The organism is Ochrobactrum sp. 19YEA23 (assembly GCF_029909865.1).
Taxonomy (GTDB): Bacteria; Pseudomonadota; Alphaproteobacteria; order Rhizobiales; family Rhizobiaceae; genus Brucella; species Brucella gambitense.
The window spans coordinates 34,211-53,487 of the sequence record NZ_JASAMQ010000004.1; the positions used below are offsets into that span (position 1 = coordinate 34,211).

Below are 19,277 nucleotides of genomic sequence, written 5' to 3' on the forward strand. Positions count from 1 at the left end.
TCAGTCAAGCAGATCATCCTTTTCTTCGCCATCGTCTGGCGTTGCCACCTTGGAGGCATCGGCAGGCGTCGCGCCCATCTGGCCAAGCATCTGGCGGAGCAGGTTCATCGCCTGCACGCCAACTTCCTGCCCGGCCATGATGCGACCCTGAATTATGGCGGCCATGCCGACCAGCGTACGGTGTGATTCATTCAGCCACGGCAGCTCTTTCGCGAAAAGCTTCCAGGCTGACTTCGCCTTGATATCGGCGCTGTCCTTCAACCAGACGGGAGGAGCGCCAAGCGGGCCGTTTGCGGCTGGGTCTGCGCGGTTTTTGTACCGACCGGCATGCGTTTTGTCTCGCCCCTCGACTTTGGCCTTGCCGAGGGGATTTCTCGGCTTTGCCATGGAACGAAATCCTTATGGGGTCATATTTTGAATTGGAGAAGCGTGCGCTGTGGGTCCTCGCCGGTCCGGGGCTGACAGCCCTCTGGACTTTTCGATGCCCCCGGGGTCGATCAGCTGACCGGCCACCCGTCCGGCCCGAACCGAACGACGCTCTGCCCGAGCTCTTCACGCTGCTTGATACGGTCATGGCAGGGCTTGCAAAGTGATTGCAGGTTATCTGCATCCCAGAACAGATCCTCATCGCCTTTATGCGCAATAATGTGGTCACATATCGTGGCCGCTGTGACGTCCTCGTGCTGCCTGCAGTAGGCGCACAGAGGATGCGCAGTCAGTTGCCGCTCACGTAAGCGTTGCCAACGTGCGGTTCGATATAGCCGCAGCCAAGGCCGAGAAGGTGCTGACATGTGGGGTTCTCGTCCCTATGCCAAGGAACATTTTTCATTGTCCCCGCGTTAGTTCTGCATCCCCGAAGGGACACATCGATTGGTCAGAAATCCAAACTGGAATAGGAGGAAGATATGCCACGCGGTGACAAATCCAAATACACTGATAAGCAAGAACGCAAAGCAGATCACATCGCCGAAGGATACGAAAAGAAAGGCGTATCAGCTAAGGAAGCTGAACGCCGTGCTTGGGCGACTGTGAATAAGGACGATGGTGGTGGCAACAAGCCTGGCGGCTCAGGTCGCGGCAAATCTACAGGCAATCCCGCCGCACATAAAGGCGGGAAGAAGGGCGGTGAAGCAGCTGCCTCCAGAAGCGCTGCAGAACGCTCCGCCTCTGCGAAGAAGGCAGCCGCAACACGCAAGCAGAACGAGGAACACGCCCATCACCATTAAGGGCATCATATAATCAGCAAAGGGAGAAGACGTCATGAACAGCACAGAGATGAAAGCCTGCATTGAAGCATGCCTTGCTTGTTATCAAACGTGCCTCGGGATGGCGTCTACCCATTGTCTTGAGGAAGGTGGTGAGCACGTTGAGCCCGTGCATTTCCGAACAATGCTCGCCTGCGCTGAGATATGTAGGACGTGCGCCCATATCATGCTTTTGAGGACGCCCTTGCATCAGGCGGTGTGCAAAGCCTGTGCTGAAATATGTGAGGCCTGTTCCAAGAGCTGCGAAGACTTGGATGGGATGGACGAATGCGTGGCCGCTTGTGATCTCTGCGCTGCAACTTGCCGGGAGATGGCCGCTTAGTAGTTACTCAAAACCTGCATAAGGGTGGAACAATTCATTACTCTTCGCCGTTTCGGTTTGGCAATTCAAAAGGAGAATGAAATGGCTCAGACCACCGAAGGCATGCTTTCCGAACAGATCGACGCACTGCGCAAGGAAATCAGCAGCCTATCGTCCCGACTGTCAGATCATCTCGGCAATCTATCCGGCGCAACCGACGATGCCCTTGCGTCCACGAAAGACGCTGTGAATGTGCTCGCCGAAGGCGCGCGTGAACATGGCCAGCGTGCTGTTCAGTACGCACGAGAAAATCCCGGCACAGCATCCGCATGGGCTTCTGTTGGTCTGGTTGCATTCGTGGCCTGCATGCTCATGAAGGGCCGCGGCAACCGTTACCGTTAGAACACAATCGGCGGGGAGCCTACCGCAATAGGCTCAACCCGCCGAACCAGCAGCCGGAGGAGAAACGGCGCTGGTATAGTTACCCGGTCGTTGACCGGGGGGCATAGAGCGCCCAATAAAAAGGCCCGCACACGGCGGGCCAATCTTTTTGTGTCTTCTCACCCATAGGTGACTTGAGTGCGCGTTACTTAAAGTGATCCTGATTTTTTGTTATTTATCCGATAGTTATCGTTATCCGCCTTGGATTTTTGGTGTGAGAAAAATCCATCAAGGACTGTAAGACCGCGGTAAACCAGCCCTTTCCCGGCCAATGATGCTGCCGTTCCCTTAAATCCCTCAGCTTCGCCGACGGCTAGTAGAGTCTGCCCACCGAGAACGGCGTCTTCAACCGGGTCTAGCAATGCGCCCAGAGCTGACCTGATACGCGCCAGAACGGGCTTCTTGTCGATATAGTCAGCAAGCGTATCCTCGTTCAACTTGACGTGCATGCTCTCTGTTCGACCTGACGCCTGCTCCCCTCGATCGTTTATAATTGATGATCGAATACGAACAGCAGGAATATCGTAAGCGGATTTAGACCACCGCACCTTCGACGAGTGTACCAGTTCCCCATCTTCAAAGTTTGAATAAAACACCGTCGCCGAGCCGTCAGCCCCGCCATAGCTCTGGCCCTTCAGAGGCTCGGATTCACACAGCGCCACCAGCTGACGATACTGCAATACCGCTGCAATCAAATCGGCTCGCTTATCCCTGCGCAGAACTGCAAGAAGCGGGAAGTCCTCATCGCGCGATTGAACGCAGTTCGGATCACCAATGGATTGGCGTTTTTCGATTTTCTTGCGCAGTCGTGTGAGAGCCCGCTTTTCTGTGGCTCTTTTGTTTCCCGCGAAATCCCGGCCAAATGCTCGATCTTCGGGGGTGCGGATAATCTTCGGCTTTTCATCTTCCTTTGTCGGCTCCACTGCACGAAGCGTGTACTTGCCGTTTCCATCGCGTGCAAACCTGGTGTCGGTTCGATATTCGTGATCACCTTTCATCCGTGGGTGATACTTGCTCACCGGCTCCTGCGAATTATCGTTAGAAGCATCGTATTGTCGGTAATGCCCATCAACAAATCCGATCCTACGCGCACTTGTCTCATTGACGAACTGATGTGCTTCAATTTCCAGCATCAGATCATCAACGGCTTTCAGTTTCCCGTCCGAAATATCGCGATACTCAAAAGAACGCTGATACGATCGAACGGGCGAGCCAATTTCATTCAGGTAAATATCACCAGCTTTTTGAATTCGCATATGTCATCCTCGTGTTTTGGTTTGGTTGGTTAGGCGGCCTTGGCGGCGTCCGTTTCTGCAAGCCACCCCAGAACCGCCGTAACGGCCTTCTCAGCGGCTTCTGTCGTTGTGGTGGCCCGAATGACCAGAACCGTGTAGCCAAGCCGCTGTAGCGCCGCATGGCGGTCTTTCTGGGCTGGTAACAGTCTTCCCTGCCCGACCTTGTTCTCGATCAGCAGCAGACGACCGTATTCGCCATAGATGCGGAGGTCAGGTTCGCCGCTGGTCATGCCCGTTGCGATTGCCTGAGCCTGAGCTCTTGGCCCTCGCTTGCTGGCGTTCATGTCTCCCGCCAACAGGAACTGGCGCTGGTACTGTGGCATTCGACGCAATGAGGAAACCTGTGCCGCCTGTAATTCCCATTCGAGCGGCAGGGCTGGCTTGGTCGTCACCTTCCCAGCCTTGGTGGTGATCTTGACGCGGGCGCCGTTGATGCGTGTGATCTGTGTGGTCGTCGACGGCGCGGTAGACGAAGGCGCGCGCGTGCGGTTGCGTGCCATGTGTGCTCCTCGTGTTGATTGCGGTATGCCGTTGGTAGCGGCAAGAGGAGTGTGGAATGCCTCAATAAATGTGGTGTTAATGGACATGCAGAAAATGAGACGTTAACCTGCCGCGGGGCAAGGCGCTTTGCGGTCCTCCAGTTACACCATTCACCGGGGGCGTCTTGTCGCCAACCTCAAATCAGGTTGTATTTTGGAAAGTCCTAAAATCAGGAAAAGCGCGCACTTCTCAAAACTCGAGAACTGCGCGCCGCGCGCTTTGTGCGTAAGTTTCTATATAAGAACTCTTACGCACCAAAAGCAGCGTGCATTTGCGAACTTCTTTTAGGGTTTTTCGAGAAGTGCGCAAAAAGAAGTACGCGTTACTTAAGGTTGTATTTTTATTGTGACAGGCGGTTGTGTTGATGGAAGAAAGAGAGGAAGGCGGACATCCTTCCTCTCGTATGAAGCCAGAAAACTATGCCTTATTGATTTGGCTTATGGCCAAGTTCGTGAGCTTGTTATTTGTGGCTTTTTCCTGATCCAAAATCTGGGTAAGTAAGGTGTGTGCTTCCGTATGTCCGAGCTCCTTTGCCCATTCGCGCAGCGAACCGTATCTGGAAATTTCATAATGCTCGACCGCCTGGCAAGCTGCGAGCAAGCCTGCGTCAAGAGCTGTTCCGCTTGCCTCTTCAATCAAGCCGTCGGCTTCCTTAATCAGCCCTTCGATCGCGTCGCATTTCTCAGCGGTAGGCTTTAGCTTAAGAGACTTGAACACTCCATTCAGAATCGTGATCTGCCCCTTAGTTTCTTCGAGATGTTCCTCAGCGGCTTGCTTCAGTTTGGCGCTTTTGGCCGCCTTGGCGACTTTCGGAAGAGCCTTGGTAATGGCGTTTTCTGCGTAATAAATGTCCTGCAAGGTATGCTCGAAAATATCAGACAGAGTTTTCATGATCGTCCTCCTGGTTGGAAAAGCGAAACGAAACATTTGCTGATAGGTTCCTTATTATTAGCCCGCAACCTGAGCCAAGTCCTGCTATGATGTGTAATGAAGTGCCATTCGAAGGGAAATCCAATGTCTAAATTTGGGCCATATGAATTCGACAAACTGCTGGGCGCTAAATACAAGGTTCTAAATCAAGACCCGTTGCTCGGAATTCTTAGTATAAAGACCGATAAGGGTGTCATTGAGCTCGGCATGATAAAGTCGGTCGCCGAGGTTTTAATGGGGGAACTGATGGACTTCCTGCAGGAAGGCAAAGGCAAAGATGCGCCAAGCTTCGCGGTCGAGCGGAGTCAGTGAAATGCAGCATATAGCCACCGCTCTTGCTATCGCTGTTTCTTATATAGAAGACCGAGAATGCGATGTTGACGCTGACGTGAAAGCCTTGGAAGCTATTGCTGTGGAGATACAGCAGGGATCACTCGACGAGCGGCGAGCGGTTGTGGAAGCGCTTGGCGCGGTCGGCCGACCATAGCTAGTCGATGGCCTCGGTATAGCATCCATGGTATAAACCGGCCTTCAGTCGGCGGGAGGCTCTCTGCTTGTCATTCGGAGAAGACTTACAGTTCAATCCTTGCCAAACAGGAAGGGTCGTTATGCGCTTAAATCACGCTTTTGTATTAACTAGTCTGCTAGCCTTCTCCACAACAGCAGCTGACGCAGCTTTAGCTCCCAATTATCAACGCGCCAAAGAAATGTCGGCAGTAATTGAAGCTGTTGCTGAACAGTTTCCACGCCAGCCGGTAACCAAAGTCATTTATCAAGAACCTGACCAATATCAGGTCATCGCCGGTCCTTGTTCAATTCGGGCTAAGATCGTCACACGCCCTCAGAAACAGATGATGGTAGGCCCCAGACAGTTTGAGGTTAGGCTTTCGCCGCAACGATGTGGCAAGTAAAACGTATTAACTGTCCGAGGTTAAATAAAAAAGATATCAACTACTTATGACACTCTACAAAAAAGCCTGGCTATTTCTGATTATAGTATCTGTTCTCGTACTCACCTCGCCTGACTGGACGAAGGGCGTTGGTGATGCGATTGGGGCGAGCGGTACCGCGATCGGATCAGTTGTATTGGCCCTTGGGGCGATCTTGTTCATGTTCGTCTTTGTATGCCCCAAATGCTCATTTTCACTTTTCAGAAGCGAAAGCATTTTTGGCTTGTATATTTACCATCCATGGCCCAACAAGGTTTGCTCTAGGTGCGGCCACAATCATTCGGCAACTGAAAAATAACGGTAGCCGTTGCGCACCTTCCCTCATCCAGGGTTCACGCTCTGAAGAGGTGGGATTTCAACCAGAAATTAAGCTGTTTGATACAAACTCGCCCGAATGGAGCGGGAAGATTTTCAGGCAAATTGGCGTGGCGCCAGACGATACCAATTTGATGAGGAGGCGCGGATTAAGACCGAACTGCTCAAAGAGCGTGATCGTACTTGGCTGGATCGCTTGCCCATACTCGGTTTTATATTGCTGGTGGCAATTGTGAGTGCAGCAGCTTTTGTAGCTATGTTGTTTCTATCAATCCCACAGTTCTGAATACAGGACACAGCAGCGACCCGGGCACACAACGCGTAGTGAAGACTTTGCGTCGCGTTACTCGGCCTCCGCATTTTTCCCTATAGAGGTCGAATATGATCGCCGCCTATGTTTCATGTGCTGTCGTTGGTTCAGTCGTTTATCTCCTATTGAGGCGCAGAACTTGCAAAGCGCGTATCACTATCTCAGCTACCGTATTCCTAGTCCTGTGCGCAATTATCAGCGTTTGGTTCATTAACACCGGGGGAACGTACGGAATTATGGGCAAGAACGGCATCACACCCGATTGGTCGCGGCAATAAAAAAAGCGGCCTGAAAGAACCGCTAATAGGCTTGTCCATATAACTCGAGCTTATGGTCTTGACGCCGAAAGGTTGCTTGTTTGGAACTGAAACCGGCCAGTTCCGTTTACTGAAGCCATTGACCCAGAGTGATAGAAAACATGTATCAGCTTCAGATCGCGCTAAATGAGGCGCTAAAGTCCGACAACTTCAACGTCTGGCCGCACATTATCGCGCTTGCCGCCGCATACATTCTGGCGTTGCCGATAGGGTGGCACCGAGAACGTGAAGAGCGGAGTGCCGGTCTGCGGACCTTTCCGCTGGTCGCGGTTGCCAGTTGCGGCTTTATCCAAGCGACAGAGGGAATTACTTCCGAAAGCCCCGAAGCACTCGCGCGCATCATTGAAGGTGTGATCACCGGCATGGGATTTATCGGTGGTGGAGCTATTCTTCGTTTGAGTTCGTCCGTCAAAGGCACCGCAACAGCGGCCAGCCTGTGGGCAACAGGAGCAATCGGCATTGCTTGCGCTGCAAACGCCTTTGACGTGGCCATTATCATAATGGCGTTTGCGCTGCTTACTCTTGTATTCTTCTCCAACGGTAAGGCGGCCAATAAGGAAACCTCCGCCCGGGACGCAGAATAAGCCCGTATGCTGCTTTCCCCTAAACCGCCCTCACAAACGACGTCGTTTTCCGCTGTATCGGATCGCGCTCCTCGACCTTTGCGAGAAACCCTTCCTTGAAGAGTGCCTTGGTAATGAGGCTGGCCCGCTTCTTTTGCACCTCGTCGTCTATATCCAGCCCAAGAGCATATGCCACGGCGTGACCAACCCAGTCTTTGGCCTGCGGTGCTTGCTTGTACATGCCACCATTTACAGCGCCACGGATTGCGTCTTTCTGTTCATCAGTCAGCCCTTCGGCCACTTCTTCGCTGGACGGCCAATGCCATTCAGTCACGACGGGCGCATGGTCCTGCGGCTGGGTTAGCCCTCGCCCATTACCCAAAGCGACGCTTTCGATATGGCGCCAGTCTAGGCGGTGCGACATCGGCGTAAGGTTCGACTTGCCATATGTGATCGAGAAATAGCCGAACCGATCCATGCCGGGAATGCCCGCCTCATTGGCCTGCGCTTCGGACATACGATTAAGCACGCGCACCGAACGCGCTGCGCCGATCAACGCCACTGCGCCACGAGCGTCTTCAACGGTAGCCTCGCGATCGCTCACCTTGCGCAGGTGGTGCACGATGTCGATGGAACAATTGGTATAGTCCGCGATTTGCGCCCAGAGCTTTGCGACTTTGTCGATTGCTCCGTTGTCGTTTTCGTTGACCTGGTGCGTCGAAACAAACGGATCGACGATCATCACGTCGATGCCATTGGCAAGGATGGTTTTGGCAACGGCTTCTACGATTGGCTCCTGAATTTTGACGCCTTTCTTGTCATCGATCGCTACGACAAGCTCCTGCTCGCGACCGCTGTCGAGGAACAGGTGCCCGTCTATGTCTTCGGGTTTGAGATTGAAGTGGATGCACGCCGCCATGATGCGTCGCTCAAGCTCGTCGCGAGGATCTTCGACGTTGAACAGCCAGACCTTAAGGCGGCGTGGTGGCTTAACGCCGTTCAAGGCCTTCCCCGACGCCATAGCTAGCGCCTCCACGATGCTGTTGGCGGTTTTGCCAAGCCCGCCCGGTGCAACTGTCACCGAGACATACTTGCGGATGAAATGCCGACCGAAAGCAAATTCGCGGCGTGGCAGTGTCGACGGGTCTTTCCACTGGAATGGCGTGGCTGCGAGGATGGGTTGGTCGGTGGGATCTTCTTCGATGGGCGGGGCGTCAGGCTCGACGCTGTGTGCTTCGGGTTCACGCAGCTCATCCACCTTCGCCCGTGCGTTGTCGAGCATACGGGTGATGTCCACCAGCTTGGTATTGTCATTGACGGCTTCCGGTGCCTGACGCGGATGCATCTTGCCCGCCTTCAGTCCATTGTCGATCGTCTTGCAGCAACGCGGGAAGTCCCTGCCCCAGCCGCGCGCCACGTCTTGTAACAAGGCCCGTGCTTCGGATTCCGACAAGGCTCCGGCACCGACGAATGTTCCCATCCGGAACGCAGCGTCGTTCAAGCGGTTGTTGCGGTTGCCCATCGGCTCCATTGCGAGATCGTCCAGCTCAGACTGTACCGCACGCTCGACATACCGATCGTTGATCGTGCCTGAAACCGACGGCGCCTGATACATAGTCGTGCTGTCGTATGACCGTGGCAGGACAAGCTCCAGCAGCCAGTCTGGCGCATCGACCGGTTCCACATCGACCAGCCAGCGATAAGGCTGTCCAACAGCCGGCACGCTGCCAGCCGCAATGACATAGCCGCCGTCGCCGCGAACATCGATGCCAGCGCCCAATGCACCACGATTGCGCACGCCAGCCTTGTGTTTGAAGAAGTAATGTCGGCCGCCGCTCGTGGTTTCTGCCGTAAGCGTGGCAGGTAGAGCGCCATGCTCGGCTTCCAATGCTGAGAGCGTATCCGGCCCGCCATGCTTCGGGTCGATATCCAACACCCACGCCCCGATAGGCGCACCGGTGGGCACGCCGATCATTGCACCGGGATTGCGGCGCCAGAGCTCCCGCACAATGCGCTCATTCAGTGTGGCACCGCGGAAACCATTTGAAGTTAGCGGCGTTTTAGTCGCGAGAATTTCAATGATGCCGTCCTCGTCGATGAACTCCTCGTCAGCGGCACGGCAGGGAAATACGGGCCAGCTGCGTGCCGTGTAGGACAGTGCGACGTCGAGCATGGGGTCTTCACCCGAAAACACTTGGATGTTATTTTCCATGAATCTTCCTTATTGGAGCCTGGAGATGTCCAAAGGACGGTATGAAATGATGAGAACGAGCAACGGCAAATGGTCGGTCATCGATACCGAAACCGACCACGTGGCCAAGCTGCAAGATTCCTATTTAAAAGACCTCGATATCGATGAGGCCGAGGCGGCGACGGCTCTAATGAACCGAATTCATGCCGCAGGTCTAAACGTCACGCCGCAGTGATTGTCATTGGCGGGCATTATCTCGGTCGCTAAGCACGCTTCGATGAACGCTTGCGCTGCGGGCGCAACGATTGCATTGCCGTAACCGCGCAGTCGTCCCACTCGGGCGGCAGCCCCATGAGCCAGCGGGAATGTGCCGGGTTCAACTGGCCGCCACTTTCCATCCCGGCAGAAGAGCCAGTCAGCATCTCGCCAGAAGCCGTTAGTCGGGCGGGCAACGGGGCGAATGCTGCAACTCCCAGATCGTTGTTCCACCCCTTGCGCGCCGCTTCGCTCTCCGCTCCGGATAGTGTCCGCGCATTGTTCTCCCCATCCAACGCCCTCGGCGTTGGCCGGCCCGCGAACTTCGCTTCGTGTTCCAATGAGGCCGTGTGTTTCTTCCCGTCGACCGTCTTGCCCGTCGCGTCCATCTTCTCTGTTGACATGCTGCGTCCTCCGTTCGGAGTGCACGGGGTTTTCCAGCCCGCCAAGTCCGCTTCCCGCACCAGACACGCGCAGCCGTGTTTCGTGCCGTGAATTTCCTTCTGGTTCTTCGACCGACCCGTCGTGTCGTGGGCTTGCGGCGTCGTCCAGCCTTTTTCCAACCCAATAGAGCCGTTGTCGGATGTGCGGCGCACCGAAGCCCGCAGCGCAGGTATCGACCGCCCCGCTGGCGTAGCCCGATCCTTCCAGGTCAGCTTGTACAAGGTCGAGCCATCCAAGGCCGTCTTTGCTTGCAACTTGCTCGCCAAAGACGATTGAAGGTCGGCAGTTCTCGATAAGCCAGTGGAAGTGCGGCCATAGGTGCCGCTCGTCAGTAAACCCAGCTCCTTTGCCTGCCGCGCTGAAAGGCTGGCATGGGCAGGAACCGGTCCAGACCGGGCGGTCGTCTGGCCATCCCGCTCGGCGGAGCGCGTGTGACCAGACGCCGATCCCGGCGAAGAAGTGGCATTGCGTGTATCCGATAAGGTCGGAAGGTCGAATATCGACAATTGAACGTTCATCAACATCTCCCGGTGCGATGTGGCCAGCCTTGATTAGCTCGCGCAACCAAGCCGCCGCCTTCGGGTCAAACTCATTGTAATAGGCTGTCATGGCTTCCTCAGAATGGAGCTTCACTAAGGGCCGCACGCATCCCCCGCCCGCAACCTTCCCATGCGGCTTTCACCAGTTGCCTGGCCTCGAGCTCGTCACACTCGGCAAGGTCGGTTTTCTGTATGGCCTGCAAATACTCCCCGACCGCCTCCACGCCCGTATCAAGCGCACGCAGCTCGTAAGGATCTAACCGACGCCGATGCCGAATATGCTCGGCAATGTCGGCGCATTCCTTGCACAGCCAACGGATAGGCTCGCGGTCTGCCTGCACGCCGAGACCTACAGCGTGGCGGGCGCAGACGTGGCAGATGTCTTCAGCAACCGTCATATTGCTCTCCCGCTTTTATTTTAACTTCAGGTTGAGAAGACGTGTTATGGTGAGCGACTTCAAGCGAACCTCTCCAATACGGACGCTTGAAAGCCTCTCCCTCGAGAGGAAATTGGGCCGGGGCGCTGTCGGGATGGCTGTGCCCCCGGTCTTTTTGACGAAAACGGTCGCGGATCGTCATGCCACCCTCCCCAGCAAATCTTGGTTATCATTGGCCGCTATATACTTGCCAGCCTCGTTGCCCCACGATGACCAGCCCGGCCACGCTTGGCGCGCGAATAGTTCAAGATACGGGCCGTCGACAAGCCGCTCGATGCGCTCATACTGTTCATCAGGCTTGCGGCTATGCTCACGACGGGGTGCCTTGATCAGCGAACGCACGCCTTTGCTCTGACGTTGCGGCTTGCCTCGCTTGAACAGGTGGCAGATTTCAACTTCCTGTCGTGTCCAATAGCCCATTCCCATGCGCCCCTTGTCCCAGACGAAAGCCACGCTGACAGGGCGGAATCCCCATGAGGCGGCCACATCGAAGGCTTCACGCTGCAGATGCGAAACGGTCCACATGAAGAGCAAACAGTCGCGGGCGCATACCTGTTCGACAGGTAGTGCCTTGATATCCTCCAGCGACATCACGCTGTAAGGCTGACGACCTCTAGCCGGGGCGACGTTCTTTTTGCTGTAGGTTCGAAATGCCCATGGCGGGTCCGCTAGGACGCAGCCGAAAGGCCCGCTCGGTAGCGGTTCGTTCATTCTCATCTCCTCGTGTTTCGTGGTGGTAACCCGCCAGTTGGTGGCTAGCGGGGGGGATCGTTGATTTTACTTAAGACGCTTCGGGAGGTGCTTCATTGAGTTCAACAGGATGATGATTGAGTAGAGTGATGACTAATGTGGAAGCGATTGCCGTTACGTGGCGAAATGCCTCCGCTGCCTCTTCATGTAGCTCGTCTGGTATAGTCGGATTAATGGCACCTATGATGAGATCGATTCTTGCATTACCGTCAGCCTCGGAAGTGCCCGCATAGTCGAACAAATGATGTATGTGCGTTCCAGATAGATGAACCATTCCTGACGTTCGCTCATAAACAAGCTTCACCCATGGATGCGATTCTGAAAGCTTTTCAACAAGATATCCGTCAAGAAGCTTCTTTCCTGAGCGACAACGTAGTTTGTTAAATTTTTCACCGTCGAGTATCCGACGTATCCCATCTTCATGGTTTGACATCAACAGAAGGCCATTTACTCGCATAGCCGTATCAATCTGCATGCGCAAAATGGCTGACATTATCGTATAATTTCGACATTCAACCATTGCTATGAAGCCAGCGGCATTTGCTTCTATTCTTTGAAGTGACGCCAACAAGAAAAGTGTTGTTGTCCAGAACGGTCTATTCGGCGACATGAATTGAACAGCAAACTCTTTATTGGCTTGCACAACATAATCAATGTCGGCGATAATTTGAGCCATTTTCTTCATGTGTCGTCCCTGTACATGTTTGGTAGGCAATTATCCCACTATACTTGCTACGAAAAAAGTAGATCCTGTGTAGACAGACAAACGATCCGTAGGGTCTAGCTTTGCCATCACCTCGCCACCCGCTCATCCCAGACCCTGAACCCAGGCACCTGACGCATACCGGCGCGCACTGTTTCTTCGGCCATCGACTGCACGAGTTCCTTGAAACGCTCTGGCGCGCGGCCATATGCCCAATCCAAAGCTTTACCTTCATCTTCCAACTTGCAGTGCCAGATAGTGCGCAGCCCCGTGCCAGTGGTTGCCGAACGATCTTCGCGCTTGGCCCATCGGTCGGCTTTCTTCGCCTCGGCAAGTAGCTCTTCGGCTTTCTCGCGCTCTTCGAGATTGCCTGCGCTGGCTCGCATGGCCTCCTGCGCTTCACGCGCAATGCGGTCAGCCTCTTCACGGGCGGCACGTGCGGCGGCTTCTTTTTCAGCAACAAGCTTATTGCGCCATGGCGTCAGCAAGTTCTGCAACGTTTCCTTGCCGAGGACGACCTTGCCTTTGACAGACTTCGTATTGCCGATCAGTTTGTTGTACCGGTCCTGTATCTCTGCCTTTGCGTCGTCATGCGGTTTAGCTTCATCCTTACGGGCCTCGTCGGCGCGCTTCCCGGCCTCATGGAGCTTATCGTGCAGTTCGGTGATCGCATCTGCCAGTTGCTGGCTGTCGATCGCTTCGCCGTCTGCGAAATTCTTAGCTTCATCGAACAGGTTTTCGATTTCCTGTTTTACAGTCTCGAAGGCAGTAAGCGGCGGTCTATTGTGACCAGCAGGTGCCAGGTTATAGGGGTCGTAATTGTCCGTCATTGTTGCTCCTCGTGTTTTCGGTGGTTGGTTTTGCTGCGATAAGCAGCGGTGGGCAAGTTAACACGCCTCACAGCGGTTATTGTTAATAGCCAGCCACGAATCTTTGGCGGGAGGGCTTACGTTACGTAAATTTAATTTTTTGATATGTGTTTCACCGTGGTACATTGGAATAGCGTTTTGGGTATCCGGGGGGCTACTCGGCGCCGTCGCTCCGGGCATTTATGCCACGGAGCGGCTCTTTCTCACTCATGCTTTCGAGCTGTCACGAACTGTCATTTGTTCGATCGGGCTGCAGTTCCTATTTAGTCGGTGCAATCCTCCTTTGGAATGCATCCGCATCGCGTGTACCAAAGCCCCCCCGCCCTATCGCGCGATGCGGACACCCTTCATGGCCCATAGCAACCGCTTCATGCCTTGCCTCGCCAGAATTGCTCTCCATCTTCTACATTACAGGCCCTTTTACAGATGGAGATCGACATGAGCGGCGAATTGGAAAAGCAGCTAGAGATCGAAGAGCTCGCGAAGCAACTTTTTGAGCAAGAGAATTCTGATCCCGACCTGAACTGGGATTCTGCCGTTAGCAAAATCGTAAGCGGAGCTAGTGTCGGTGGTGGCGTTCCCGACGAGGTGAAGGAAAAATATAGAGCCAGAGCTGCGCAAATTCTTAGAGACAGGGCAAAAGGCAAGGACGACTAACCCCTGCCTTGATTAAAACGGCACCTCATCACCTATCTCCGCCAGCCAGGCCGGCTCATTATCATTGCTCGCCTCTGGCGTGTTGTCATTGGCCGCGCCAGCCATAGCGTCGACAACTTCCCAGTATTTGCCGCTGGGCTTCACGACAATCTCTGCGGTTGTCAGCAATTCGTTCTGGCGCTCCATGAATTCCAGCACCGTTTTCGGGAACGGAGCCTGACCGCCGTGCTTTCGCCACCACCTGTCTGACTTCGACTTGAAGAAGCCGGTATGAGCGGGGCCGAGCCATTCGTTGATTGGCGACATGCCAACCCAATAAGACACCTTCACGCTGTCCTGCTTGCCGCCCTTGCCTTCGTGGTATGCGAAGGTGCGGCGTGTAACTTCCCGCGTCTCCGGCACAGCAACACTCACAATCGGCGCGTCAGTTGCGTGGCTTTGTAGCTTCGGCGTTTCATCGAATTCAAACTCGTGGCCGCAACACCAGCAAATGAGCAATGAAGCATGAAGTTGCTCGTTGCAGGTCGGGCAGACCTTGATTGGGGCTTGACCGTCGCCTTTTGTCGGTTTGCGTGGCTCGATCATATCGACCGGGCCGTGCTCTGCGACGTTGCCCGCAAAATCCATGTAACGACAGTTTGGCTTCAGGTAGCCCGCGATAGCAGCGCGCCTTTCTTCCGGTCCCACCGCTTCGGGATCAAATCGCGGCGGGTAAAGCACGCGAGTTCCACGTCCGACGCGCTGCACATAACGGCTTGCCGATTTGGTGCGCGCCATATCCACGATGAGGTCAATGCGCGGCACATTAGTTCCAGTAGACATGACGTTATCGTTGGTGATGCCCCATATCTCGCCCGCCTTGCATGCCTCGATAATGTTGCGTCTTTCAGCCCGTGGCGTATTACCAGAAAGAACTTCGCAGGACTTTCCCATTGAGCGAACCATGTCACGCACGTTTGTGGCGTGCTTCACGCCGGCGCAGAAGAATAGTGCTGTCCTGCGTTGCCCTTCCGTGTCAAAAACCTCTTCAAGAATGCGGCCATTGAGATCGTCCCGATCAACTGCATCCTGCAATGCGCCCTTCGCAAGATCATTCCCGCGCATCGGAACATGCGAAGTGTCTTGTTTGGTCTCAGTGGGCTTTGACGTGACTGGCGAAAGATATCCGTCGTCAATGCCCTGCCGTATGCCGTATGTATAGACGACCTTATCGAACAGTCGATCGTCACCCTCATCGAGCCGTCCGCTATCAAGGCGATAAGGCGTTGCCGACAAACCAACGATCTTCATGTCGGGATTGATTGCCAACAACGCGTCGATGAATTGCCGATACATGGTGTTTGCATCATTCGGCACTAAGTGAACTTCATCGATGGCCAGCACGTCAACGTGCCCGATCTGCGCCGCCTTATTATATACCGTCTGCAATTGCGCAAAGAGTATCTGCGCCCTTGCATCCCGGCGTCCAAGTGCGGAAGCGTAAATCCCAAGCGGGGTAAATGGCGCGATGCCAAGCAGTTCTTTGAAGTTGCCCTCGACCAGTTCCACGACATGAGTGCAGCAGCACAGCCGCATATCAGGCCAGCCGGTAATCAACTCGTGGAATAGCGTGGCAAGTGTCATCGATTTGCCGGTGTTGTGATGCACCATGAAATCTTCAGTCAGATAAAGATGATCGCCATCCAGTGCGAACCCGTAGTAGTCGCCAACTCCTATCGGCTCGATATCGAAACCAGTCACAAGCGGATTTTTGATCTGACGACGAGGCTGCGCCTTCTGACGCGCAACTCTATTTGGAATCACGTCAGTGTCGCCAGAAATAGAGACGCGCCAATATTGCCCTCCGCCGCCAGTCTGGCAGTATTTCATGCAAGGGGTAATATATGCCGCGAGCCCCAGGCTGCGCGCGACAAACGCTACATCGCGTGACAGATTTTCCGACTTCGATATGAAGTCGAAATGATTATTCTTTGATAGGTGGCCGTCAGTATCCAGTAAGCCAGCAAGCACGTTTAAGCGAGTTTCACGGCTGCCCGTTTTATACATATGCGGGATGCTTTTCTGGTCGCAGACCATCCCCCAAATGCCAGCGGCCTCCAGATGTGCAACCAGTCGATTCCTAACGCTACGGCTGGCATCATCATCAGGGAAAAATACTTGCCATGCCCTATTCCCAACCTTCTGCGTGACGCGGGGCTTTAGCCCGATGGATTCCACGTAGTCGCAAACCTCATCGAGGACTTCAGGGTCCATGTTAGTTATGCCGACACTATGTACGAGACTGCCATCGCCAAGCATTGCCCCCACTATATAGGCGGGCACTGGAAGGTTATCATTCGCGACATAGTCGAAATCAATGCCAGTTCGCCACAGTTTGCGAATGTGCTTCCAATATTTTGCCTTCGAGAGGTATTCTTTTACAGTGATATTTTCGATCGTTCCTGCCGACTTATGAGAATTGGGAAATCGTGTGGCTTTTTTACCTTCATTGGTCGTCTTCAGACTTAGAATGTGATTTTCATTGACGACAAACGGATCTCCCTTAACCGGTGTGATGCGATACATCATTTCGCGACCAGACACGGTACGCAGCACTCGCCTCGGCTTACTATCGGGTCCCATAAGATTATCATTGACCGCCACGAGCTCGACAGGCTTCGTTGTGCCGTCATACATCAGAACAGGCGCGCCGGCGGCATGGCATCCAGTCGCCATGTCCAGCAGAGGATGTCCCGCCTCGGCTTTCCAATAATCGAAAACGGAGTCCACCGCTTCGCGCTGATAGTATCGCAATGCCATATTTACCTCTTGCTGCCAGCAAAACGAATGTGTAAGCAAATTCAGTAGTGTTGCTGGGGGGCTAGCATGAATGAATTGACTTGGTTAAGTGGTCCACTTTCGTGGGGCGACGCAGCCACCTGCGTAGGTCTTGCAATGACAGGTATTGGAGCATGGGTAACAGCGCGATCCGTTATTCTTACTAGGGATCAAGCTAGGCTTATCGGTGTCGCTCGCTACGTCCCTGAAAATCCGGAAGATATGGACAAATTACCACATGTCCAAAGCCTATTGGCGCAATCTCGAGCTGCTCGGTGGGGTCTCCGTCTAATTTTGTTTGGCGCGTTATTTCAGTTTGGTCCAATCATTGAGAAAATTGTGGTTTGGAAGTGCGCGTAATCAACCATGGCCTTCAAGCCGCGCACCCCTCACCCCATCCACCCAAATCTCACCCGTCGCCAAACGATACGTGACAGTTTCCGCTACCTCGTCAGCATCGATCTGCTCGCCATTTATCAGCCCCGGCAGATAAAGATGCGCCGGGCAGCCGTCGCGTTGCTCGTCGATCGACAATGGCTTGTTCCAGCGCGCGCATGACATGTGGCAATCGCCGCCATGCTCTGGCTGAACGTGAAGGCAGGTGCGGCAGTTGACGCGCGGCTGGACGCCTTCGTGGCAGACACCCCGGTGTTTGCAAAACATGCATCCGAAGAACTCCGGGTCTTCGCTGATGCGGCTGGGCGGCTCATCTGAAAACACGATGCGTTCGCAGCGTGCCAGCAGCCGAAGGCAGAATTCGACGTCATATTCGATGCGCTCGGCATAGAGCGTATCGGTGTTCTTGCACGACGCCAGATACAAGCAGCGCGTCAATCCAAAAGCCTGCATTCCAAGCTGGCACTGGGCGTAGTGAAGTGGCTTGGCTTTCTGGCAGCCGTGCTTCTGTAGTTCCTTGATGCCCTTCTCGTTGCTCGACTTGAATTCTAGCAAGTGTTCGGTCTTTGGCGCTTCAGGAACGCCAATTGCCTTGCCGTCGCACTTGCCGCGCACGAATCCCGATACCAGCCTGATTTTGTCCTGTTGCCCGTAGACGTCGACGCCGATGCGTTCGAGGTCAGCCACCAGACGGTCTTCCTCGATATTGCCGGTAGCGAACAATCTTAACTGGCGGCCCGAATGAACTTCGTGCGCCGAGACCCAGCGGAAACCGAACCACAAGGCTCTGTCACATTCCGTGCCAGCCTCGCCAACGCTGATGCCCCACGAGTCCCAGGACTTAGCCTGGGCCTCGTAAGCAGCGTAGATGGCGCGGACCGTGCTGGATTCAGCTTTTGGGAGCGGTGCCATTCCTACACCCTCATCGGCATCAGGACGCCAGTCCACTCGCCCTCGCCTTTAACGACGGCAGGCGAGCCTGCATCACCGAGAGCAAAACGCACGTTTGCTTCATCCAGCGCGCCAAGCATGTCGTTGACATACCGGGCGTTAAAGCCGATTTCCAAAGGCTCGCCTTCAAACTCAATCGAAACCTCATCGCTGGCCTTGTCAGCCAGCATCAGTCGGAGCACATCGCCGACTGCGAATTTCACCGCCCGCGATTTGTCGTCGGCAACAGCCGCGACACGCTCGACCGCCTTCATGAGCGCCTGCCGGTCGACGGTGAGCACGTTGCTGTTGCCGGTTGGAATGACGCGCACATAGTCGGGGAAAGTCCCGTCGATCAGCTTGGAAGTGATAACCGTTGAGCCAGACGTGACGCGCACCTTGTTCTGGGACAGTTCTACCGTAACCGCACCTTTCGGCAGCAGGCCTACCAGCTTTCGCGGCAGGATCACGCCGTATTCCAACACGCCTTCCGAGCCGACGTTGCGCATCAACCGGTGCCCATCGGTTGCCACAGCAACCAATCGGCCTTCGACTCCATGCAGATAGACGCCATTGAGGTAATAGCGGGTTTCTTCCGTCGAGATACAATGCACGCACGGCGCCACAAGCGCTGCCAGATCCAGCTCAAGCGTCGTGTCGAACTTCCCGGCGCTGAAGGACGGAAAGTCTTCGGCGGGCAAAATGTCGAGCTTGTAACGGCTTCGACCGGACGCGACGGTAAGGCGGCCTCCACCGCCAGCTGCGTCCAGCTCAAGGGTAATGTCGCCCGTCGCTCGCTTTGCGATATCCGCAAGCATCTTGCCGGGAACGGTTACACGACCCGGCTGGCAGTCGAGCACCGGCAGACTGGTCGTTATCTCCACGTCCAAATCGGTGCCAGTAAGCCGTAGCTGGCCGTCCTCGACTGCTAAGAGCACGTTGGCGAGAATAGCAATGGAATTTCGGCTTTCGATGGCACGGTTGACGGTAGCCAAGGCATGCGCGAGCTGTGAGCGGTCAATGCTGACTCTCATCAAAGTCTCCTCGTGTGGGAAAGTGCCG

24 protein-coding genes are annotated in these 19,277 nt (G+C 54.7%); 9 read left to right on the forward strand and 15 right to left on the reverse strand.

The window, feature by feature from the left end:
• Together QBD01_RS11585 and QBD01_RS11590 are read right to left on the reverse strand one after the other, a co-directional pair.
• A complete protein-coding gene (locus tag QBD01_RS11585; protein ID WP_280992928.1) occupies positions 1 to 387 on the reverse strand; it encodes a hypothetical protein in 387 nt (128 codons plus the stop codon).
• 110 nt (positions 388 to 497) lie between these two features.
• Entirely contained in the window at positions 498 to 791 is a 294-nt protein-coding gene (locus tag QBD01_RS11590; protein WP_280992929.1) for an HNH endonuclease signature motif containing protein, read from the reverse strand.
• 114 nt (positions 792 to 905) lie between these two features.
• Between QBD01_RS11590 and QBD01_RS11595 the strand changes: the two genes are divergently transcribed.
• The 3 genes from QBD01_RS11595 to QBD01_RS11605 all read left to right on the forward strand — a co-directional run bounded on the left by QBD01_RS11595 (position 906) and on the right by QBD01_RS11605 (position 1,968).
• Positions 906 to 1,226 (forward strand): plasmid stabilization protein, encoded by a 321-nt coding sequence (locus tag QBD01_RS11595; protein ID WP_151592301.1) that lies wholly within the window; start codon positions 906 to 908, stop codon positions 1,224 to 1,226.
• A 34-nt stretch (positions 1,227 to 1,260) separates the two neighbouring features.
• Positions 1,261 to 1,587: a four-helix bundle copper-binding protein gene (locus tag QBD01_RS11600; RefSeq protein WP_078339749.1), complete on the forward strand. Its 327-nt coding sequence runs from the start codon at positions 1,261 to 1,263 to the stop codon at positions 1,585 to 1,587.
• Positions 1,588 to 1,668: 81 nt separating this feature from the next.
• On the forward strand, positions 1,669 to 1,968 hold the full coding sequence (locus QBD01_RS11605) for a hypothetical protein (protein ID WP_280992930.1): 300 nt from the start codon (positions 1,669 to 1,671) through the stop codon (positions 1,966 to 1,968).
• Between the two features lie 188 nt (positions 1,969 to 2,156).
• On the opposite strand, the gene QBD01_RS11610 is transcribed toward QBD01_RS11605, so the two are convergent.
• The 3 genes from QBD01_RS11610 to QBD01_RS11620 all read right to left on the reverse strand — a co-directional run bounded on the left by QBD01_RS11610 (position 2,157) and on the right by QBD01_RS11620 (position 4,733).
• Complete coding sequence (locus QBD01_RS11610) at positions 2,157 to 3,263, reverse strand: hypothetical protein (RefSeq protein WP_280992931.1); 1,107 nt, start codon at positions 3,261 to 3,263, stop codon at positions 2,157 to 2,159.
• 29 nt (positions 3,264 to 3,292) lie between these two features.
• Positions 3,293 to 3,802, reverse strand: coding sequence for a VRR-NUC domain-containing protein (locus tag QBD01_RS11615; RefSeq protein ID WP_280992932.1), 510 nt, complete (start codon positions 3,800 to 3,802; stop codon positions 3,293 to 3,295).
• Between the two features lie 457 nt (positions 3,803 to 4,259).
• Positions 4,260 to 4,733 (reverse strand): DUF892 family protein, encoded by a 474-nt coding sequence (locus tag QBD01_RS11620; protein WP_280992933.1) that lies wholly within the window; start codon positions 4,731 to 4,733, stop codon positions 4,260 to 4,262.
• A 123-nt stretch (positions 4,734 to 4,856) separates the two neighbouring features.
• Between QBD01_RS11620 and QBD01_RS11625 the strand changes: the two genes are divergently transcribed.
• From QBD01_RS11625 to QBD01_RS11640, 4 genes are all read left to right on the forward strand, one after another.
• A complete protein-coding gene (locus tag QBD01_RS11625; RefSeq protein WP_280992934.1) occupies positions 4,857 to 5,084 on the forward strand; it encodes a hypothetical protein in 228 nt (75 codons plus the stop codon).
• 1 nt (position 5,085) lies between these two features.
• A complete protein-coding gene (locus QBD01_RS11630) occupies positions 5,086 to 5,259 on the forward strand; it encodes a hypothetical protein (protein WP_280992935.1) in 174 nt (57 codons plus the stop codon).
• A 121-nt stretch (positions 5,260 to 5,380) separates the two neighbouring features.
• Positions 5,381 to 5,683, forward strand: a complete 303-nt coding sequence (locus QBD01_RS11635; RefSeq protein ID WP_280992936.1) for a hypothetical protein — start codon at positions 5,381 to 5,383, stop codon at positions 5,681 to 5,683.
• A gap of 1,082 nt (positions 5,684 to 6,765) precedes the next feature.
• A complete protein-coding gene (locus tag QBD01_RS11640) occupies positions 6,766 to 7,248 on the forward strand; it encodes an MgtC/SapB family protein (RefSeq protein WP_280992937.1) in 483 nt (160 codons plus the stop codon).
• Positions 7,249 to 7,267: 19 nt separating this feature from the next.
• On the opposite strand, the gene QBD01_RS11645 is transcribed toward QBD01_RS11640, so the two are convergent.
• Complete coding sequence (locus QBD01_RS11645) at positions 7,268 to 9,439, reverse strand: bifunctional DNA primase/polymerase (protein ID WP_280992938.1); 2,172 nt, start codon at positions 9,437 to 9,439, stop codon at positions 7,268 to 7,270.
• Between QBD01_RS11645 and QBD01_RS11650 the strand changes: the two genes are divergently transcribed.
• Entirely contained in the window at positions 9,438 to 9,653 is a 216-nt protein-coding gene (locus tag QBD01_RS11650) for a hypothetical protein (protein WP_280992939.1), read from the forward strand. The genes QBD01_RS11645 and QBD01_RS11650 overlap by 2 nt on opposite strands.
• Here QBD01_RS11650 and QBD01_RS11655 read toward each other — a convergent pair.
• From QBD01_RS11655 to QBD01_RS11680, 6 genes are all read right to left on the reverse strand, one after another.
• Positions 9,620 to 10,726, reverse strand: coding sequence for a DNA cytosine methyltransferase (locus tag QBD01_RS11655; protein ID WP_280992940.1), 1,107 nt, complete (start codon positions 10,724 to 10,726; stop codon positions 9,620 to 9,622). The genes QBD01_RS11650 and QBD01_RS11655 overlap by 34 nt on opposite strands.
• Before the next feature lie 7 nt (positions 10,727 to 10,733).
• The gene (locus tag QBD01_RS11660; RefSeq protein WP_280992941.1) at positions 10,734 to 11,054 is read right to left on the reverse strand and encodes a DUF6511 domain-containing protein; all 321 of its coding nucleotides are present in this window, start codon (positions 11,052 to 11,054) and stop codon (positions 10,734 to 10,736) included.
• On the reverse strand, positions 11,041 to 11,235 hold the full coding sequence (locus QBD01_RS11665; protein WP_280992942.1) for a hypothetical protein: 195 nt from the start codon (positions 11,233 to 11,235) through the stop codon (positions 11,041 to 11,043). Before QBD01_RS11665 ends, QBD01_RS11660 begins: the two co-directional genes overlap by 14 nt.
• Positions 11,232 to 11,804, reverse strand: coding sequence for an MT-A70 family methyltransferase (locus tag QBD01_RS11670; RefSeq protein WP_280992943.1), 573 nt, complete (start codon positions 11,802 to 11,804; stop codon positions 11,232 to 11,234). Before QBD01_RS11670 ends, QBD01_RS11665 begins: the two co-directional genes overlap by 4 nt.
• Before the next feature lie 70 nt (positions 11,805 to 11,874).
• A complete protein-coding gene (locus tag QBD01_RS11675; protein WP_280992944.1) occupies positions 11,875 to 12,528 on the reverse strand; it encodes a hypothetical protein in 654 nt (217 codons plus the stop codon).
• Positions 12,529 to 12,635: 107 nt separating this feature from the next.
• Positions 12,636 to 13,376, reverse strand: coding sequence for a hypothetical protein (locus tag QBD01_RS11680; protein ID WP_280992945.1), 741 nt, complete (start codon positions 13,374 to 13,376; stop codon positions 12,636 to 12,638).
• Between the two features lie 477 nt (positions 13,377 to 13,853).
• Between QBD01_RS11680 and QBD01_RS11685 the strand changes: the two genes are divergently transcribed.
• On the forward strand, positions 13,854 to 14,072 hold the full coding sequence (locus QBD01_RS11685) for a hypothetical protein (protein WP_280992946.1): 219 nt from the start codon (positions 13,854 to 13,856) through the stop codon (positions 14,070 to 14,072).
• A gap of 12 nt (positions 14,073 to 14,084) precedes the next feature.
• Here the strand turns inward: QBD01_RS11685 and QBD01_RS11690 are convergent, their stop codons facing one another.
• The 3 genes from QBD01_RS11690 to dnaN all read right to left on the reverse strand — a co-directional run bounded on the left by QBD01_RS11690 (position 14,085) and on the right by dnaN (position 19,249).
• Positions 14,085 to 16,871 carry a Hint domain-containing homing endonuclease gene (locus QBD01_RS11690; RefSeq protein WP_280992947.1) on the reverse strand — a complete coding sequence of 929 codons (2,787 nt, stop codon included), beginning with the start codon at positions 16,869 to 16,871 and terminating at the stop codon, positions 14,085 to 14,087.
• Positions 16,872 to 17,249: 378 nt separating this feature from the next.
• Complete coding sequence (locus QBD01_RS11695) at positions 17,250 to 18,197, reverse strand: oxidoreductase (protein ID WP_280992948.1); 948 nt, start codon at positions 18,195 to 18,197, stop codon at positions 17,250 to 17,252.
• 2 nt (positions 18,198 to 18,199) lie between these two features.
• Positions 18,200 to 19,249: a DNA polymerase III subunit beta gene (gene dnaN, locus QBD01_RS11700; protein ID WP_280992949.1), complete on the reverse strand. Its 1,050-nt coding sequence runs from the start codon at positions 19,247 to 19,249 to the stop codon at positions 18,200 to 18,202.
• Between the last annotated feature and the right edge of the window lie 28 nt (positions 19,250 to 19,277).

Coding starts and splice junctions, on each gene's coding strand:
- QBD01_RS11680 (WP_280992945.1), bottom strand. CDS start 13,376: ATGACGGACAATTACGACCCCTATAACCTGGCACCTGCTGGTCACAAT.
- QBD01_RS11610 (WP_280992931.1), bottom strand. CDS start 3,263: ATGCGAATTCAAAAAGCTGGTGATATTTACCTGAATGAAATTGGCTCG.
- QBD01_RS11600 (WP_078339749.1), top strand. CDS start 1,261: ATGAACAGCACAGAGATGAAAGCCTGCATTGAAGCATGCCTTGCTTGT.
- QBD01_RS11665 (WP_280992942.1), bottom strand. CDS start 11,235: ATGACGATCCGCGACCGTTTTCGTCAAAAAGACCGGGGGCACAGCCAT.
- QBD01_RS11640 (WP_280992937.1), top strand. CDS start 6,766: ATGTATCAGCTTCAGATCGCGCTAAATGAGGCGCTAAAGTCCGACAAC.
- QBD01_RS11645 (WP_280992938.1), bottom strand. CDS start 9,439: ATGGAAAATAACATCCAAGTGTTTTCGGGTGAAGACCCCATGCTCGAC.
- QBD01_RS11675 (WP_280992944.1), bottom strand. CDS start 12,528: ATGAAGAAAATGGCTCAAATTATCGCCGACATTGATTATGTTGTGCAA.
- QBD01_RS11625 (WP_280992934.1), top strand. CDS start 4,857: ATGTCTAAATTTGGGCCATATGAATTCGACAAACTGCTGGGCGCTAAA.
- QBD01_RS11595 (WP_151592301.1), top strand. CDS start 906: ATGCCACGCGGTGACAAATCCAAATACACTGATAAGCAAGAACGCAAA.
- QBD01_RS11690 (WP_280992947.1), bottom strand. CDS start 16,871: ATGGCATTGCGATACTATCAGCGCGAAGCGGTGGACTCCGTTTTCGAT.
- dnaN (WP_280992949.1), bottom strand. CDS start 19,249: ATGAGAGTCAGCATTGACCGCTCACAGCTCGCGCATGCCTTGGCTACC.
- QBD01_RS11670 (WP_280992943.1), bottom strand. CDS start 11,804: ATGAACGAACCGCTACCGAGCGGGCCTTTCGGCTGCGTCCTAGCGGAC.
- QBD01_RS11655 (WP_280992940.1), bottom strand. CDS start 10,726: ATGACAGCCTATTACAATGAGTTTGACCCGAAGGCGGCGGCTTGGTTG.
- QBD01_RS11605 (WP_280992930.1), top strand. CDS start 1,669: ATGGCTCAGACCACCGAAGGCATGCTTTCCGAACAGATCGACGCACTG.
- QBD01_RS11590 (WP_280992929.1), bottom strand. CDS start 791: ATGTCAGCACCTTCTCGGCCTTGGCTGCGGCTATATCGAACCGCACGT.
- QBD01_RS11630 (WP_280992935.1), top strand. CDS start 5,086: ATGCAGCATATAGCCACCGCTCTTGCTATCGCTGTTTCTTATATAGAA.
- QBD01_RS11615 (WP_280992932.1), bottom strand. CDS start 3,802: ATGGCACGCAACCGCACGCGCGCGCCTTCGTCTACCGCGCCGTCGACG.
- QBD01_RS11650 (WP_280992939.1), top strand. CDS start 9,438: ATGAATCTTCCTTATTGGAGCCTGGAGATGTCCAAAGGACGGTATGAA.
- QBD01_RS11635 (WP_280992936.1), top strand. CDS start 5,381: ATGCGCTTAAATCACGCTTTTGTATTAACTAGTCTGCTAGCCTTCTCC.
- QBD01_RS11585 (WP_280992928.1), bottom strand. CDS start 387: ATGGCAAAGCCGAGAAATCCCCTCGGCAAGGCCAAAGTCGAGGGGCGA.
- QBD01_RS11660 (WP_280992941.1), bottom strand. CDS start 11,054: ATGACGGTTGCTGAAGACATCTGCCACGTCTGCGCCCGCCACGCTGTA.
- QBD01_RS11695 (WP_280992948.1), bottom strand. CDS start 18,197: ATGGCACCGCTCCCAAAAGCTGAATCCAGCACGGTCCGCGCCATCTAC.
- QBD01_RS11620 (WP_280992933.1), bottom strand. CDS start 4,733: ATGAAAACTCTGTCTGATATTTTCGAGCATACCTTGCAGGACATTTAT.
- QBD01_RS11685 (WP_280992946.1), top strand. CDS start 13,854: ATGAGCGGCGAATTGGAAAAGCAGCTAGAGATCGAAGAGCTCGCGAAG.